The organism is Bradyrhizobium sp. BR14999, from assembly GCF_056106085.1.
Map to the genome: position 1 here is coordinate 3,780,692 of NZ_CM148536.1, position 14,250 is coordinate 3,794,941.

Here is a 14,250-nt window from a genome sequence, read left to right on the forward strand (position 1 = left end):
GCGACCGCACTGCGACCGTGGCCTCGACTTGATTTGGCGAAGGTCCGGCCGCATAACTGTGCAAAAGCGAGGGATACGAATGGCGCCTGGTCGAGAGCCGAGCATGAGCGAGCCCGCTGGACTGGAAGCCGGTGAACGCGCCTATGCGGCAATGATCGCGAAGGCCCGGGCGCTCCTCCCACGGCTGCGAGAGCGGGCGGCGCGGACGGAGGAGCTACGGCATCTTCCGCCGGAGACTGAAAAGGATCTTCACGACGCCGGCCTGTTCCGGATGCTCCAACCGAGACGGATAGGCGGCGCGGAGCTTGACTATGTTGCCCTGATCGACTGCGCAGAACTGCTTGGATCGGCGGATGCCTCGGTGGCTTGGAACCTCGCCAACCTGGCGAGCCATCATTGGATGCTCGGCATGTTCGAGCAGAAGGCGCAGGACCTGGTCTGGGATGGCGATCCGGACGTGTTGATTGCGTCCTCGTTCATTTTTCCGGCCGGACGCGCCACGAGGGTCGCGGGTGGATATCGGCTGCATGGTAGCTGGCCGTTCTCCTCGGGCGTCGCCTCCTGCGAATGGAATATGCTTGCAAGCGTTGTTTACTCCGACGACGAAGCCGACGGCATCGCGTATCGGATCTTTTTGCTGCCGAAAGGCGACTATAATGTCCTCGACACCTGGAATGTCGCGGGATTGCGCGGGACGGGATCTTGCGACGTGGAGGTCAGGGACGCCTTTGTGCCTGATTATATGACGGTCGCCGTCGGCGATCTCGCCGGGGGCCCAACGCCGGGAAGCAAGGTCAATCCGAATCCGCTATATGCGCTCCCTGTGTTCTCGCTGTTTCCTTACGTCCTCTCCGGAGTCGCGCTGGGAAACGCGCAGGCGTGCCTCGACGATTATACCGAGGTCGCGCGTCATCGCATCTCGACCTACAACCGTGCCAAGCTGAGCGACTTTCAAAGCACGCAGATCAAGATCGCGGAGGCCTCGGCGAAGATCGATGCGGCGCGCCTGATCATGCGCTCAGCCTGCCTGGATGCGATGGAGAACGCTCGGTGCGGTCGTATTCCCGATATGGCGACCAAAACCAGATATCGGCGCGATGGAGCCTTTTCGGTGAATCTGTGCACCGAAGCGGTCTCCATGCTGTTTGCCGCGAGCGGAGCGCGCGGCCTGTTCACGACGGGCGTGCTGCAGCGGCAGTTCCGCGATGCGCACGCGATCAACTCGCATCTCGCGTTCAATTTCGACGCGGCGGGGACCAATTATGGACGCGTGGCGCTGGGCCTGCCGTCCGAGAATCTCACGCTGTGAGGCCGGCCGATGAATGATCTGCCGAAGCAGCCGGCCGTTCCCGATCCAGCCAACGAATTCGCGAGCGACAGCTCGTCGATCGATCCTCGCGATTTCCGCAACGCGCTCGGCACCTACGCAACGGGCGTAACGATCATCACGGCCGCGGCTCCTGATGGCAAGCCGTATGGTCTGACGTGCAATTCGTTCGCCTCGGTCTCGCTGAATCCTCCGCTGGTTCTGTGGAGCCTCGTTGTCTATTCCTCCAGTCTGACCGTATTCCAGAACGCCAGTCATTTCACGGTCAACGTGCTTGGCGTTTCGCAACAGGCACTCGCGAACAAATTCGCAAAACCGTCCGACGACAAGTTCACCGGCGTCGATTGGGCGCCGGGGCTTGGCGGTGCGCCGGTGCTGGCAGACAGCGTCGCCAATTTCCAATGCCGCTCCGTCAATCGCTACTATGGCGGCGACCACGTGATCTTTCTCGGCGCAGTCGAGGCTTATACCTACAATGTGAAGGAGCCGCTGCTCTTCGCGCACGGGACGTTCGGTCGCTTTCTGGCCGACGATGAGCGCAACAAGGCGCCGTAACTCGCTGCCATCCTAGACAGCTTGACGCTCCGACGCTGAAAGCTTGTAGATCTCCAGCGCGTCGGCTTCCGCGCCTCGCGCTAACTTGGCCAGCCTGAAAAGTTGCCCCGCAAGCGAGGCCATCGGCACCGGCGTGGACGTCGCCTGTGCGACATCGGCGACCGTATCGAGGTCCTTGAGCATTGTGGCGATGTGCCCGAGCGGCGGGGTGTGAATGCCCTGAACCATCCGCGGCACGAAGAGCTGGAGTGGGATGGAATCCGCGAAGCCGCCGGCGAGTGCTTCGGGCAATCGGTTGGCGTCAATTCCGGCGTTCACGGCAAGACGTGTTGCTTCCGCGAGGACGGCCATCGCGCATCCGACGATCACCTGATTGCAGAGCTTTGTGGTCTGGCCGGCGCCGATCGGGCCCATTTGAGTGAACCTGCGCGCCATGGCCAGCACATAGGGCCGTACCCTCTCGATATCGGCCGCTTCTCCGCCAGCCATGATCGCAAGGGTGCCTTCCTCAGCGCCCTTCGTGCCCCCGGACACTGGCGCATCGATCCAGCCGGTACCGTTCGCGTCTTTCAGTCGCGTTGCAAGGTTGCGTGCGGCGTCAGGATGAATCGACGAGAAGTCGACGACAAGTTTCCCGGCGCCCGGAGCCGACGAAAGACCTTCGCGTCCGAAGATCACCTCTTCGACGGCGGCGGCGTCCGTCACGCACATGAAGACGATCTCCGAGCTCGCCATCACGTCGCGGGGTGTGGCTGCGCGGCTTGCGCCGGCCTCGACCAGCGGAGCCATCTTGTCCTGCGATCGGTTCCAAATGGTGACCTGATGGCCGGCTTTGAGCAGACGCCGGGTCATGGGCGCCCCCATGAGTCCAAGGCCGATATAGCCGAGCCTCTCGACCCTCTGCGGGTTTGTCCTGCTTGCATCAGCCATAGGTTGCCTCCGTCTGTCGCAGCGCAACGCCGTGCGACTGCGAGCTTACCTTACATGGCGCTTCGCTCAGTGACACCGTGGCGCATGCATGGCTTGCCTGATTGTTTGAACCATGAAACATTTGGACCGGTCGGGTTGGGTGGCGCCCGTCGGGCGCCGGAGCAGCGGAGTGGGCAAGATGCGAACCGTTTCGAGGTGGATCCTGGCATTGAGCGCGGTTGCGGCCGTGATCGCGGGCTCAGGCCCGTTGCGGGCGCAGCAGACCATCCGCGTCGGTTGGACGATCCCGGCCGAAGAATCCAAGTACTGGATGATGCGCCGCCCGGCTGAGTTTCCCAACCTCGGCAAGGCCTACAACATCGAATGGACCCAGTTTCAGGGCACCGCGCCGATGACGCAGGCACTTGCAGCCGGGGCGCTGGATTGCGCGACACAGGCGCCGCTGTCGCTCGCCAATGGCGTGGTCGGCGGCAATCTCAAGGCCTATATCGTGGCGCAGCACGTCTTCGAGAAGCCCGGCGGCTTCTCGGTCTATTGGGCTGTCATGAGTGACTCGCCGATCAAGACGATCGCCGATCTCAAGGGCAAGACGGTCGGCATTTCCGTGATCGGCGGCGGCACGCAGGGGCCATTCAACCTGCTCCTGAAGCAGAATGGCGTCGATCCGGCCAAGGACATCAAGCTGGTCGAGGTCGGCTTTGCCGTCTCCGAAGACGCGCTCCGGCAGGGCCGCGTCGATGCGGTCAACATGAATCAGCCCTTTGCCGCGCGCGCAGAAGCAAAGGGTGGCACCCGAAAGCTGTTCTCGCTGTCGCAGGCCATGCCGAATATCGTGCACATCCTCGAAGCCTGCCGCGCCGATTTCGTCGACAAGAACCCGGAACTGGTCAAGGCCTATGTCCGCGACATCACGTCGGGCATGAAGAAGGCGCTGGCAAACCGCGAAGAGACCCTGAAGGTCGTGTCCGAGGTGCTGAAAGCGCCCGTTCCAGTGCTCGAAACATATCTGCTCAAGGACAACGATTTCGGCCGCGATCCAGGTGCGGCACCGAACTTCCCCGCGATCCAGAAGATGCTGGACATCTATGCAGAGACAGGAATGCTGCCGAAACTGGATGTCGCACAGTTCAAGCATCCGACGATCGTCGCTCCGCTGCAATAAGCGAGCGGGCGAATTGTCCGAAGAGGGGGATCGTGGCGTCCCGGATCATCCGGGACGCAGCATGAAGAAGATGCACGTATGAAGAAGTTGCGATCACGGGTCACCACAGACGGTCTCGATCGAGCCCCGCATCGTGCGTTCATGCGCGCAATGGGTCTCGACGACGCCGCGATCGCCAAGCCGATGGTCGGCGTCGTCAGCATGAAGGGCGAGCAGACGCCCTGCAATATGACCCACGACTTTCAGGTCGCCGCGGCCAAGACCGGAATCGAGGAGGCCGGTGGCACACCGCGGGAATTCTCCACAGTGTCGGTTTCCGACGGCATCAGCATGAATCATGAGGGGATGAAGTTCTCCCTGTTTTCGCGCGAGCTGATCGCCGACTCCATCGAAGCGGTCGTCCATGGTCTGGCTTACGATGCCCTGATCGGATATGGCGGGTGCGACAAGACGCTTCCCGGCGTGATCATGGGCATGGTTCGCTGCAACGTGCCATCCATTTTCATCTACGGCGGCAGCTCGCTGCCGGGCCGCGTGGACGGGCGGACCCTGACGGTGCTCGACTCCTATGAGGCTGTCGGCAGCTTCATGACCGGTGAGATCGACGGCACCACGCTCGAGCGGATCGAGCGTGCCTGCCTGCCGACGATCGGTGCGTGCGCCGGCCAGTTCACTGCGAATACGATGGGCATGGTGTCGGAGGCGATGGGCCTCACCATCCCCAACGTCTCGATGGTGCCCGGTGTCTACGCCGAGCGCGCGCAGATCTCGCGACGCGCTGGACGCCTGATCATGGAGATGCTGGAACGCGGCGGGCCACTGCCGCGCGACATCGTGACGCGAAAGTCCCTGGAGAATGGCGCCGCGCTTGTCGCTGCGACGGGCGGTTCGACCAATGCCGCTCTGCATCTGCCGGCGATCGCGAACGAGGCGGGCATCGCGTTCACCATCGATGACGTCGGCGAGATCTTTTCCAGGACACCGCTGATCGGGAATCTGCGGCCCGGAGGCAAATACACGGCGAAGGATGTCTACGATATCGGCGGCGCCGCCGTGGTGATCCGCGAACTGATCCAGAGCGGGCATATCGATGGCAGCTGCATCACCATCACGGGCCGCACGCTTGCCGAAGAATATGGTGCAGCCAACGCGCCCGATGGTGAGGTCGTTTACGCGGCCCGCGCGCCGATCATGCCCGATGGCGGCGTGGCGGTGCTGAAAGGCAATCTTTGTCCCGACGGCGCGGTGATCAAGGTTGCGGGATTAAAGAACCAATTCTTCGAGGGCCTGGCGCGTGTTTTTGAAGACGAGGAGGCTTGCGTCAAAGCGGTTCGTGACCGCAGTTACAAGGCGGGCGAGGTGCTGGTGATCCGCAATGAAGGGCCGGTTGGTGGCCCCGGCATGCGCGAGATGCTTGGGGTCACCGCGCTGATCTACGGGCAAGGCATGGGCGAGAAAGTGGCCCTGATCACCGACGGACGGTTTTCTGGCGCGACCCGGGGCATGTGCATCGGCTACGTCTCTCCTGAGGCGTTTGTTGGCGGTCCCCTGGCGCTTGTTCGTGACGGCGATAGGATCCGGATTGATGCCGCAAACCGGCGGATGGATCTGCTGGTCGACGAGCAGGAACTTGCGGCGCGCCGACGCGATTGGAAGCCTCGGCCGCCGCGTCATCGAGCCGGCGCGCTGGCGAAATATGCGCGGTTGGTCGGCCAGGCACCGGGTGGAGCTGTCACGCATGAAGGGCCGGCGGAATGGCCCTGGTTCGAATGACGCACAGCCGGGTGCGAAAACGATCTCTGTCTGGCAGGTTTCTTGCTAAGCTCGTGCCGCTGAAGGTGAACGTTCGGCAGGTTCGTCGAGTAATGTTTACGCGCAAGTGAGGCGAGCGACGGGATGACGGCGGTGCCTTCGAGATCGAGTGAATGGGTGAAACCGGTGATGTCACAAAACCGGGCTTCTGCGATCATTCAGATCGACCGCGTCTCGCAGGTTTTTCAAACCTCGGCGCGGAAGGATCATGTGGCGTTATCGAGCATCTCGCTCACGATCGACGAGGGCGCATTTGTCTCAATCCTCGGTCCCTCCGGCTGTGGCAAGTCGACACTGCTCTACATCGTCGGGGGCTTCGTCAGCCCGACCAGCGGCGCGGCGAAGATGAAGGGACAGGCGATCACGGGGCCTGGTCCAGATCGCGGACCCGTGTTTCAGGAGTTTGCCCTGTTTCCGTGGAAAACGGTACTCGGCAATGTGATGTATGGTCCGCGCCAGCAAGGCGTGCGCGCCGCCGAGGCTGAAGCGCAGAGCCGGGCCTTGATCGAAATGGTGGGCCTCAAGGGCTACGAGAACTTCTATCCCAAGGAGCTGTCGGGTGGCATGAAGCAGCGCGTCGCGCTGGCGCGAACGCTCGCCTACCATCCCGAAGTTCTATTGATGGACGAGCCGTTCGGTGCGCTCGACGCGCATACCCGGACCCGCTTGCAGAACGATCTCTTGAACATCTGGGAGCGTGATCGCAAGACGGTGCTATTCGTCACCCACTCGGTCGACGAAGCTGTCTTCCTCTCCGACAAGGTCGTCATGATGTCGAAATCGCCCGGCCGCATCCGGCAGGTCATCGACATTGAACTGCCGCGGCCGCGCCGTCGCAACGAGCTGTTGCTCGATCCACGGTACCAGAAATACGTCGTCGATATCGAGCACATGTTCGATGAGAGCGACGCAGCCGGCGCGCCCGCATGATGTCGTCGGCTGCCATAGTCAAGCGCGCTGCCCCGGTGCTCGCCTGTATCGGATTGCTGGTGGTGTGGCAGGTGGCGTCACTCGCGCTGAAGAACGACAGCTTTCCGACGGCGATCGAGGCGATGCGGGCGATCCCGGATATTCTTGGCGATAAGGAATCCCTGATCAACATTCTGGCCTCGCTCCGGCGCATGGCGATCGGGTTTGGCGTGGCGGTGCTTGTTTCGATTCCACTCGGTCTCTTAATGGGGCGTAGCGCCGCGGTCGCGGCCTTCTTCAATCCGCTTCTGATGGTGATCTACCCGGTGCCGAAGGCGGCGTTGATGCCGATCATCATGCTGTGGCTGGGCGTTGGCGACATCACGAAGACGTTGGTGATCTTCCTCGGCGTCAGCCTGCCCGTGATTTATCACAGCTTCGAAGGCGCCAAAGCGGTCGAAGAGAAGATGGTATGGTCAGGCGCCGCGATGGGGCTCTCGCCGGCGCAACGCCTGGTGCGCATCGTGTTACCCGCGGCACTGCCGGAAATTCTGACGGGCTGCCGCACGGGATTGGTGTTGGCACTGATCACGATGATCACAAGCGAGATGATCGCCCGTCAGTCCGGCGCCGGGAACATCCTGTTCAACGCACTCGACATGGGCCAATATGACACCGTCTTTGCGATGATCATCATCGTGGGGGCAATGGGAATCTGCCTCGACGCGATTTTCGAAAGGGTTCGTGCCCGCCTTGTGCGCTGGTCCGAGCCTCAGTTCGACCTGCCGCTGAGCTTCTCATGATGTCGCGCCTTCTCTCCCCAAACGTCGTTCTCGGGCTTGCACCAATCGTGCTGGTGATCGCAGTTTGGCAAGGCCTCGTGTCAACAGGCCTTGCACCTGTGACGCTGCTGCCGCCGCCGGGCTATGTCTTCAGCCGGCTGTTCCAGCAGCTCGTGACGTGGACGTTTCAGCAGGAGATCACGGCCACCCTGACCCGGCTGTTTGCCGGGTTCGCGATTGCGGTCGTACTGGGTGTCAGTATCGGCATCGCTGCCGCCGCCAATCCCGCGATCAACGCCGTGGTTCGGCCGATCGTGCGCGTATTGGCGCCGTTGCCCAAGGTCGCCCTCTATCCAGCATTGCTGCTGCTGCTCGGCTTTGGCCACGGGTCGAAGATCACATTGGTGGCTGCCGATGCTCTCTTCCCAATTCTGTTGTCCACCTACTACGGTGCGTCGACCGTGGAGCAGAAGCTGATCTGGTCGGCCATGGCGGCGGGAACGCCGCGCTATGAAATCCTCTTCAAGGTCGTGCTGCCGGCGGCCCTGCCGTCGATCCTGACCGGCTGCCGGATCGGTCTTGTCATTTCCTGCATCGTGGTGTTTCTGGCCGAGATGATCACCTCGACGGACGGATTGGGTCATGCGCTCGTGACGGCGGCCCGAACCTTTCAGGCTGTGGACATGTTCGTCCCGTTGATCACGATCTCGCTGCTGGGTTTGATCCTGAACGGCTTGCTTGGAGCCGTGCGATCGTATCTGCTCCGGGGCTTCCCCGAAGCGTAACAGACAAATAAGAATTCTGAAGACAGGGAGTGAACCATGCTGGCTGATCGCATCGAGGCAAAATGGATCGACGCATTTTGCGAGATCTTTGAGCGATGCGCCGTCAAGACCGGCGATACGGCGGCGATCCTCTCGGAAACCCAGTCACGTGCGTTGAACGTGCATCTGGCGGAGCTCGCGCTTCTGCGGATGGGAGCACGGCCGTTTCATGTGGTGATGCCGACATCGCGTAACCGTCATGTCGTTCCGGTTCGCTCGACCGGGGCAAGCGAGGCGATCCATCGGCTGGGGCCGGTGATCAGCGCGCTTCAGCAGGCCGGCTTTGTAGTGGATTGCACCATCGAGGGCCTGATGCATGCGGTGGAGACACCGGAAATTCTCAAGGCTGGCGCGCGTATTCTGGTGATTTCAAACGAGCATCCCGAGGCGCTGGAGCGGATGGTGCCAGATCCCGCGCTCGAGAAGCGCGTTCGTGCCGCGGCAAAAATGCTGCGCGGGACCAAGCGGATGCGGGTCACCTCAAAAGCAGGAACGGCTCTTGATGTTGATATGATCGGAGCCTCCACGGTCGGCGTATGGGGCTGGACCGACAAACCCGGTACGCTGGCGCATTGGCCCGGCGGAATCGTCGTCAGCTTTCCCAAAAGCGGGACCATCAACGGCACGCTGGTAATGGCGCCCGGCGACATCAATCTCACCTTCAAGCGTTATCTGACGTCGCCGGTTAAGATGACGCTGAAGGACGATTATGTCGTCGAGCTGGAAGGCGAAGGTACGGATGCCGCGATGATGCGCAGCTATCTCGCCGCCTGGGGCGATCGCGAAGCCTATGCGGTCTCGCATGTCGGTTTTGGCATGAATCCCGGCGCGCGGTACGAGGCGCTCTCGATGTACGACCAGCGCGATACCAACGGCACGGAGCTTCGCGCTGTGTCCGGCAATTTCCTGTTCTCGACCGGTGCGAACGAGTTCGCAGGCCGCTACACGTCGGGTCATTTCGATCTGCCAATGATGGGAACCACCATCGAACTCGACGGCGTTGCCGTCGTCCGTGACGGTGTGCTCCAGGACGTCTTCGGCTAGCCGCGATCGACCACCGGCGGCCGCGCCAGGCCAAAGTGGCGGAGCAGGTCGACCATGGCTTTGAGTCGCTCCACACGATAGGCATCGACATCGAGCCCGGAATAGTCGAGGAAGCCCGCGCCCGTCCGCAGGCCGATCCGGCCCTCGCTCATGTTGCGCGAAATCACCTCTGGCGCCCGATAGCGGTCGCTGCCGAGTGCGCCCTCGAGATAGCGGCTGGCGTAGTAGAGGATGTCGCCGCCGCCCCAGTCGATGAATTCAAGCAGGCCGAGCACGGCGTAGCGGAAGCCGAAGCCGTAGCGGATCGCCTTGTCGATTTCCTCCGCGCTGGCGACACCCTCCTCGACCATACGAGCGGCCTCGTTCATCGCCAGCGCCTGGATGCGCGGGACGATGAAGCCCGGCGTCGCTGCGCAGACCACCGGTACTTTGCCAATGCCTTCAAGCAGCGCCTTGACCTCGTCGATGATGGCGGGATCGGTGGCCTTGCCAGGCGAAACCTCGACCAGCGGGATCAGATAGGCCGGGTTGAGCCAGTGCACGTTGAGGAAACGGCGAGGGTTCACGATCGCGCCGGAGAGATCGTCGACGAGGATGGTCGACGTCGTCGATGCAATGATCGTGTCTGGGCCCACTTGTCTTGAGGCGGTCGCCAGCACCTCCCGCTTGAGCTCGACAACCTCAGGAACGCCCTCGAAGACCATACCGGCCTCGGACAGCGCTGTACCGCTTTCGCCGGCCGCCACCACCGAGACCCGCGCGATGAGCGGATCGACGTCCGCTTCGGTCAATAGTCCCAGCTTCGACAGGCTGGCAAAGGTCTTCCTGACTTCGTCGAGCGCGTCCGCCTCCAGCTTGGCGAAATCGTCCGCGGAGCGCGCCTTGATGTCGATCATCGTGACCCTGTGCCCCGCATAGGCGAATGCGACGGCGATACCGCGTCCCATGCGGCCGGCCCCGAGACAGGCAATGTTGACGCGATTGGTCATCGATCAGAATCCATTGCGAAGCAGCGTCTGCAATTCAGCCTTGCTGAGATCGCCGAGCCCCAGGGTCTCGAGGGTTCGGCCACTTCGCGAAAAATCCTCGCCGCAGACCGCGCCGCCGATCGCCAGGAACGCTTTGGCCAGCGGCGCGGCGACGCCTACCAAGTCTGCGATGGAGACCAGCAACGACAGCCCGAGCCGCAGATCCTCGCGCATGTAGCGGTGCTCGGTCAGCACGATCCGTTCGCGCCAGTCGCCGGAATCGGTCAGCCGGTCGTGCGAGCCACGGCCATACATCCAGATCTCACCTTCCTTCGCGTAGTGATGAGCGAGCGGGAAATGCGGCGCGCCGTAACCGAGCGCCTCGCGCACCGCGATGCGTTCCGCGTCGAGGGCGTCGGTGACCCGGCGGATCGCGGCTTGCGTGCCTTCCTTGTGGATGTCCCAGCGCTCGAAATGTTCGATCGGGCCGGCGTTCATCACGATCAACGGCGGATGGATGATGGGTCCTGCATTCATCAGCGCACCAGACAGCGCATCTCCGCACGGTTCGATCGCGTCCGGGAAGGCGCGTCCAATGACTTCGAGCGCATGCGCGGCCTGATCGAGCGGGAATACGCCGACCGGAAGTCGCTTGGCGCGGATGGTGATCGCGACCTCGAACGGTCCGTGCTTGCGGGTCAGCCAGGGCAACGTTCCTGTCTCGGCAAAGCCGGCCTTGGCATGGTTGCCGGCATCTCGGGCCGCCTGGGCGAAGATCATCGAGCCGAATGTCGCCGGCGGTAGAAAAACGACCTGGCCGTCCCGCAGATGCGGGGCGAGCAGACCGGCAATATCCGGCTGTGCGAAGGCGGGCGCGGGGCAGAGGATCAGCTCGACGTCGTTGACGGCTTCGGCGATGTCGGCCGTGATCAGTGCGAGCTTCACGTCGTGGCGGCCGTTATGATCCTTGACCAGGATGCGCGAGCCGGCAGCGCGATGCGCCGCGACCTGATCCGCGTGGCGGCGCCACAGCCGGACCTCATGCCCCGACAGCGCAAAATCGCCCGCGGCCGCGAAAGAACCGTTTCCCCCACCCAGAACCGCAATCTTCAAGATGTTTCTCCTTGCGCGCGCGATTGCGCATCGAGCTGCTTCAGCAGGAAATGCTGCACCTTGCCCAGCGCCGTGCGCGGCAAGTCGGTGACGAAGACGATCTCGCGGGGAACCTTGAATCGCGCGAGCTGCGCCTGGATGTGCGTTCTGAGCTCATCCGCTTCGAGATGCGAGCCGGATCGCCGGATCACATAAGCGATGGGGACTTCGTCCCAGCGCGGGTCGGGCCGGCCGATCACGGCGCATTCGCTGACATCGGGATGTTCGAGCAGGACGCGCTCGACCTCCGCTGGGTAGACATTCTCGCCGCCGGAAATGATCAGGTTCTTCTTGCGGTCGCGCACCCAGAAATAGCCGTCCGCATCGCACAGGCCGATATCTCCGGTGCGATACCAGCCGTCCTGCAATGCATCGCGCGTGGCGTCCGCATTGCCCCAATATTCGAAAAACACGTTGGCGCCGCGCACCGCGATTTCGCCCGGTGTGCCAGCCGGCATCTCGGCACCGGCCTGATCGACCACTTTTGCCTCACAACACAAGCCGGCGAGTCCAGTCGATCCCACACGCGACAGATCGCCGCCGAGGCGGGTGTAGATTGCGATAGGGCAGGTTTCAGTGGAGCCGTAGACCTGAAGCACGGGAACGCCCCGCGCGGTGAAGCGGTCGATCAAGTGCGGCGGTACGATGGTCGAGCCTGTGGCGACGGCCTTGAGCGACGAGAGATCGGCCGTCGCCCAGGCGGGATGCTCGCTCACGGCCTGGATGATCGCCGGCACCATCACGGTCAGCGTCGGCCGCTCGCGTTCGATCGCCGCGAGCGCCGTATCCGGCGTGAAGCGGGCGTGGATCGTGACGGTTGCACCCAACTGCAGCGCGGGCGTGGTCTGGATATTGAGGCCGCCGACATGGAAGAGCGGCAACACGGTCAGCACGTGGTCGTCTGACGTCATGTTGTGCATGTGCTGGCTCATGACGCCGTTCCAGAACAGCGCCTCCTGCCGCAGCACCGCGCCCTTCGGCCGTCCCGTCGTTCCTGACGTGTAGACGATGAGGAGCGGGCAGGAGAGATCGGTGTGCGGATTGCGGCCGCTGCCCTGGCCGCGAGCCAGCAGACCTTCGAATGTCGTGCCGCCAGGCGGCGCGAAGTCGAGGCCGACGACAGATGTCCCCGGCGCAGCCCGCCCAAGCTCGGCAAGCACTCCCTCAAATGCCTGCTCGAGCACAAGGACCTTGGCGCCGGCATCGCTCAGAATGAACAGCTGCTCGGCGACCGCCAGCCGCCAGTTCAGCGGCACCAGCATCGCCCCGAGCCGCGCACAAGCGTAGAGCAGAACGAGGTAGTCCGGCCGGTTCAGGCTCAGGATCGCGATCCGGTCGCCGCGACCGACGCCGAGTTCCTGCTTCAAGGCGGTCGCGGTCCGTTCGATGCGTGCGGCGAACGCGCCATAGCTCAGCCGTTCCCCTTCGAAGGCAATGGCCGTCTTGTCTGGCGCGAACGCTGCGTTGCGGTCGATCAGGCTACAGAGGTCCACCGTCAGTCGTCCGTCTCGCCGGCCTCGTACAGCGCCTCGCGTCCGATCCGGTCGAGGCAGAGCTCGGCGGTCCAGGGCAGCATCAGCGAGCCGCAGCGGCTGTCGCGGTAGATCCGCTCCAGCGGCAGCGACCGCAGCATGGCCTGACCGCCGCAGGTGCGGATCGCGAGCGCGGCGAGCTCATTGGCGCCCTCCATCACCGAGTATTGTGCGGCGTAGGCGCGCAGAACCTGTTCCTTGCTCGGATTGGCGCGGGCTTCGGTCACAGCCTGGAACCAGATCGCTTTGATCTGCTCGAGCTTGATTTGCATCTGCGCGACCGCGATCTGCTTGGTCGGGTACATCCGGCGCTTGACCGGCGGCATGCCCGGCACCTCGCCGCGCAAATAACGCACGGTGAAATCGTAAGCGGCTTGCGCGAGGCCCATATAGGTCGGCGACAGCGTCAGGAACATGTGCGGCCAGCGCATTGCGGCCTGGAAATAGACGCCGCGCGGCATCAGCGCGGAATCCTCCGGCGCGAACACGTCCTTGAACAGCAGCGTCCGCGAGACGGTGCCGCGCATGCCGAGCGGATCCCAGTCGCCGACGACCGAGACACCTTGCGATTTGGCGGGAATGGCCAAATAAAGGGTGTTGCGGCGCGAAGCCTTCCCGCCTTCCTCGATCTCGGTGCAGAGCACGCCGTAATAATCGGCATGACCGGAGAGCGATGCAAAGATCTTCTTGCCGTTGACGATCCAGCCGCCCTCGACCGGCCTTGCTTCCGTGCCGAAAGCGACGCCGCCCGCAGCCGCCGCGCCGCCTTCGGAGAAGGGCTGCGAATAGATCGCGCCGTCCTCGACGATGCGCTTGTAGTGGGCCGCGCGCCGCCGCTCATGCGTGGCACGGGTGTCCGCGTCCATGTCGAGATCGTCAGCCAGCGGGCCCGACCACAGCGTCGAGCACACATGCATGTTCCAGGTCAGCGCGGTCGCGCCGCAATAGCGGCCGATCTCGGCCGCCGCCAGGGCATAGGTCTGGTAGTTCGCGCCAAGACCGCCGTGCTTCTTGGGGATGGCAATGCCGAGCAGGCCGGTGCGGTGCAGATCGCGATAATTCTCGGTCGGGAAGGTCGCCTCGCGATCGTAGGTCGCGGCGCGGCCGGCGAACACGCTTTGGCCGATCTCGCGGGCGCGCGCAATGATGCCGGCCTGCTCGTCACCCAGGCGGTATGCGACGGGATCGAAGATCGGCGCGTCGAGCACAGCCTTGTCGCTTGCGCCGATATTCTTGCCGACTTGCATGGTCAT

At 63.3% G+C, this 14,250-nt stretch carries 13 protein-coding genes; 8 read left to right on the forward strand and 5 right to left on the reverse strand.

Annotated elements, in window-relative coordinates; genetic code table 11:
* Positions 1-103: 103 nt before the first annotated feature.
* Both ACR9YP_RS17405 and ACR9YP_RS17410 read left to right on the forward strand, forming a co-directional pair.
* Positions 104-1,309, forward strand: coding sequence for an acyl-CoA dehydrogenase family protein (locus ACR9YP_RS17405; protein ID WP_474220522.1), 1,206 nt, complete (start codon positions 104-106; stop codon positions 1,307-1,309).
* 9 nt (positions 1,310-1,318) lie between these two features.
* On the forward strand, positions 1,319-1,882 hold the full coding sequence (locus ACR9YP_RS17410; protein ID WP_438106716.1) for a flavin reductase family protein: 564 nt from the start codon (positions 1,319-1,321) through the stop codon (positions 1,880-1,882).
* 12 nt (positions 1,883-1,894) lie between these two features.
* On the opposite strand, the gene ACR9YP_RS17415 is transcribed toward ACR9YP_RS17410, so the two are convergent.
* Positions 1,895-2,812: an NAD(P)-dependent oxidoreductase gene (locus ACR9YP_RS17415; RefSeq protein WP_474220523.1), complete on the reverse strand. Its 918-nt coding sequence runs from the start codon at positions 2,810-2,812 to the stop codon at positions 1,895-1,897.
* Between the two features lie 178 nt (positions 2,813-2,990).
* Between ACR9YP_RS17415 and ACR9YP_RS17420 the strand changes: the two genes are divergently transcribed.
* The 6 genes from ACR9YP_RS17420 to ACR9YP_RS17445 all read left to right on the forward strand — a co-directional run bounded on the left by ACR9YP_RS17420 (position 2,991) and on the right by ACR9YP_RS17445 (position 9,345).
* A complete protein-coding gene (locus tag ACR9YP_RS17420) occupies positions 2,991-3,974 on the forward strand; it encodes an ABC transporter substrate-binding protein (RefSeq protein WP_474220524.1) in 984 nt (327 codons plus the stop codon).
* 78 nt (positions 3,975-4,052) lie between these two features.
* Positions 4,053-5,747 carry a dihydroxy-acid dehydratase gene (ilvD, locus tag ACR9YP_RS17425; RefSeq protein WP_474220526.1) on the forward strand — a complete coding sequence of 565 codons (1,695 nt, stop codon included), beginning with the start codon at positions 4,053-4,055 and terminating at the stop codon, positions 5,745-5,747.
* A gap of 123 nt (positions 5,748-5,870) precedes the next feature.
* Positions 5,871-6,716 (forward strand): ABC transporter ATP-binding protein, encoded by an 846-nt coding sequence (locus tag ACR9YP_RS17430; RefSeq protein WP_474220528.1) that lies wholly within the window; start codon positions 5,871-5,873, stop codon positions 6,714-6,716.
* Complete coding sequence (locus tag ACR9YP_RS17435) at positions 6,713-7,498, forward strand: ABC transporter permease (protein ID WP_474220530.1); 786 nt, start codon at positions 6,713-6,715, stop codon at positions 7,496-7,498. Before ACR9YP_RS17430 ends, ACR9YP_RS17435 begins: the two co-directional genes overlap by 4 nt.
* On the forward strand, positions 7,495-8,262 hold the full coding sequence (locus ACR9YP_RS17440; protein ID WP_474220531.1) for an ABC transporter permease: 768 nt from the start codon (positions 7,495-7,497) through the stop codon (positions 8,260-8,262). Before ACR9YP_RS17435 ends, ACR9YP_RS17440 begins: the two co-directional genes overlap by 4 nt.
* A gap of 36 nt (positions 8,263-8,298) precedes the next feature.
* Complete coding sequence (locus ACR9YP_RS17445) at positions 8,299-9,345, forward strand: 2,5-dihydroxypyridine 5,6-dioxygenase NicX family protein (RefSeq protein ID WP_474220532.1); 1,047 nt, start codon at positions 8,299-8,301, stop codon at positions 9,343-9,345.
* Here ACR9YP_RS17445 and ACR9YP_RS17450 read toward each other — a convergent pair.
* Genes ACR9YP_RS17450 through ACR9YP_RS17465 form a run of 4 tightly spaced genes read right to left on the reverse strand, consistent with a single transcriptional unit; the run spans position 9,342 to position 14,250 of the window.
* The gene (locus ACR9YP_RS17450) at positions 9,342-10,334 is read right to left on the reverse strand and encodes a 3-hydroxybutyryl-CoA dehydrogenase (RefSeq protein WP_474220533.1); all 993 of its coding nucleotides are present in this window, start codon (positions 10,332-10,334) and stop codon (positions 9,342-9,344) included. The genes ACR9YP_RS17445 and ACR9YP_RS17450 overlap by 4 nt on opposite strands.
* A gap of 3 nt (positions 10,335-10,337) precedes the next feature.
* Complete coding sequence (locus tag ACR9YP_RS17455) at positions 10,338-11,426, reverse strand: NAD/NADP octopine/nopaline dehydrogenase family protein (protein ID WP_474220534.1); 1,089 nt, start codon at positions 11,424-11,426, stop codon at positions 10,338-10,340.
* Positions 11,423-12,958, reverse strand: a complete 1,536-nt coding sequence (locus ACR9YP_RS17460) for a class I adenylate-forming enzyme family protein (RefSeq protein ID WP_474220535.1) — start codon at positions 12,956-12,958, stop codon at positions 11,423-11,425. The genes ACR9YP_RS17455 and ACR9YP_RS17460 overlap by 4 nt, the downstream gene beginning before the upstream one ends.
* Before the next feature lie 2 nt (positions 12,959-12,960).
* Positions 12,961-14,250 (reverse strand): acyl-CoA dehydrogenase family protein, encoded by a 1,290-nt coding sequence (locus tag ACR9YP_RS17465; protein WP_474220536.1) that lies wholly within the window; start codon positions 14,248-14,250, stop codon positions 12,961-12,963.

What these genes read in the sequence shown, in the direction of transcription:
- ACR9YP_RS17440 (WP_474220531.1), top strand. Translation starts at nt 7,495, where the DNA reads ATGATGTCGCGCCTTCTCTCCCCAAACGTCGTTCTCGGGCTTGCACCA.
- ACR9YP_RS17445 (WP_474220532.1), top strand. Translation starts at nt 8,299, where the DNA reads ATGCTGGCTGATCGCATCGAGGCAAAATGGATCGACGCATTTTGCGAG.
- ACR9YP_RS17410 (WP_438106716.1), top strand. Translation starts at nt 1,319, where the DNA reads ATGAATGATCTGCCGAAGCAGCCGGCCGTTCCCGATCCAGCCAACGAA.
- ACR9YP_RS17420 (WP_474220524.1), top strand. Translation starts at nt 2,991, where the DNA reads ATGCGAACCGTTTCGAGGTGGATCCTGGCATTGAGCGCGGTTGCGGCC.
- ACR9YP_RS17430 (WP_474220528.1), top strand. Translation starts at nt 5,871, where the DNA reads ATGACGGCGGTGCCTTCGAGATCGAGTGAATGGGTGAAACCGGTGATG.
- ACR9YP_RS17405 (WP_474220522.1), top strand. Translation starts at nt 104, where the DNA reads ATGAGCGAGCCCGCTGGACTGGAAGCCGGTGAACGCGCCTATGCGGCA.
- ilvD (WP_474220526.1), top strand. Translation starts at nt 4,053, where the DNA reads ATGAAGAAGTTGCGATCACGGGTCACCACAGACGGTCTCGATCGAGCC.
- ACR9YP_RS17465 (WP_474220536.1), bottom strand. Translation starts at nt 14,250, where the DNA reads ATGACCATGCAAGTCGGCAAGAATATCGGCGCAAGCGACAAGGCTGTG.
- ACR9YP_RS17415 (WP_474220523.1), bottom strand. Translation starts at nt 2,812, where the DNA reads ATGGCTGATGCAAGCAGGACAAACCCGCAGAGGGTCGAGAGGCTCGGC.
- ACR9YP_RS17435 (WP_474220530.1), top strand. Translation starts at nt 6,713, where the DNA reads ATGATGTCGTCGGCTGCCATAGTCAAGCGCGCTGCCCCGGTGCTCGCC.
- ACR9YP_RS17450 (WP_474220533.1), bottom strand. Translation starts at nt 10,334, where the DNA reads ATGACCAATCGCGTCAACATTGCCTGTCTCGGGGCCGGCCGCATGGGA.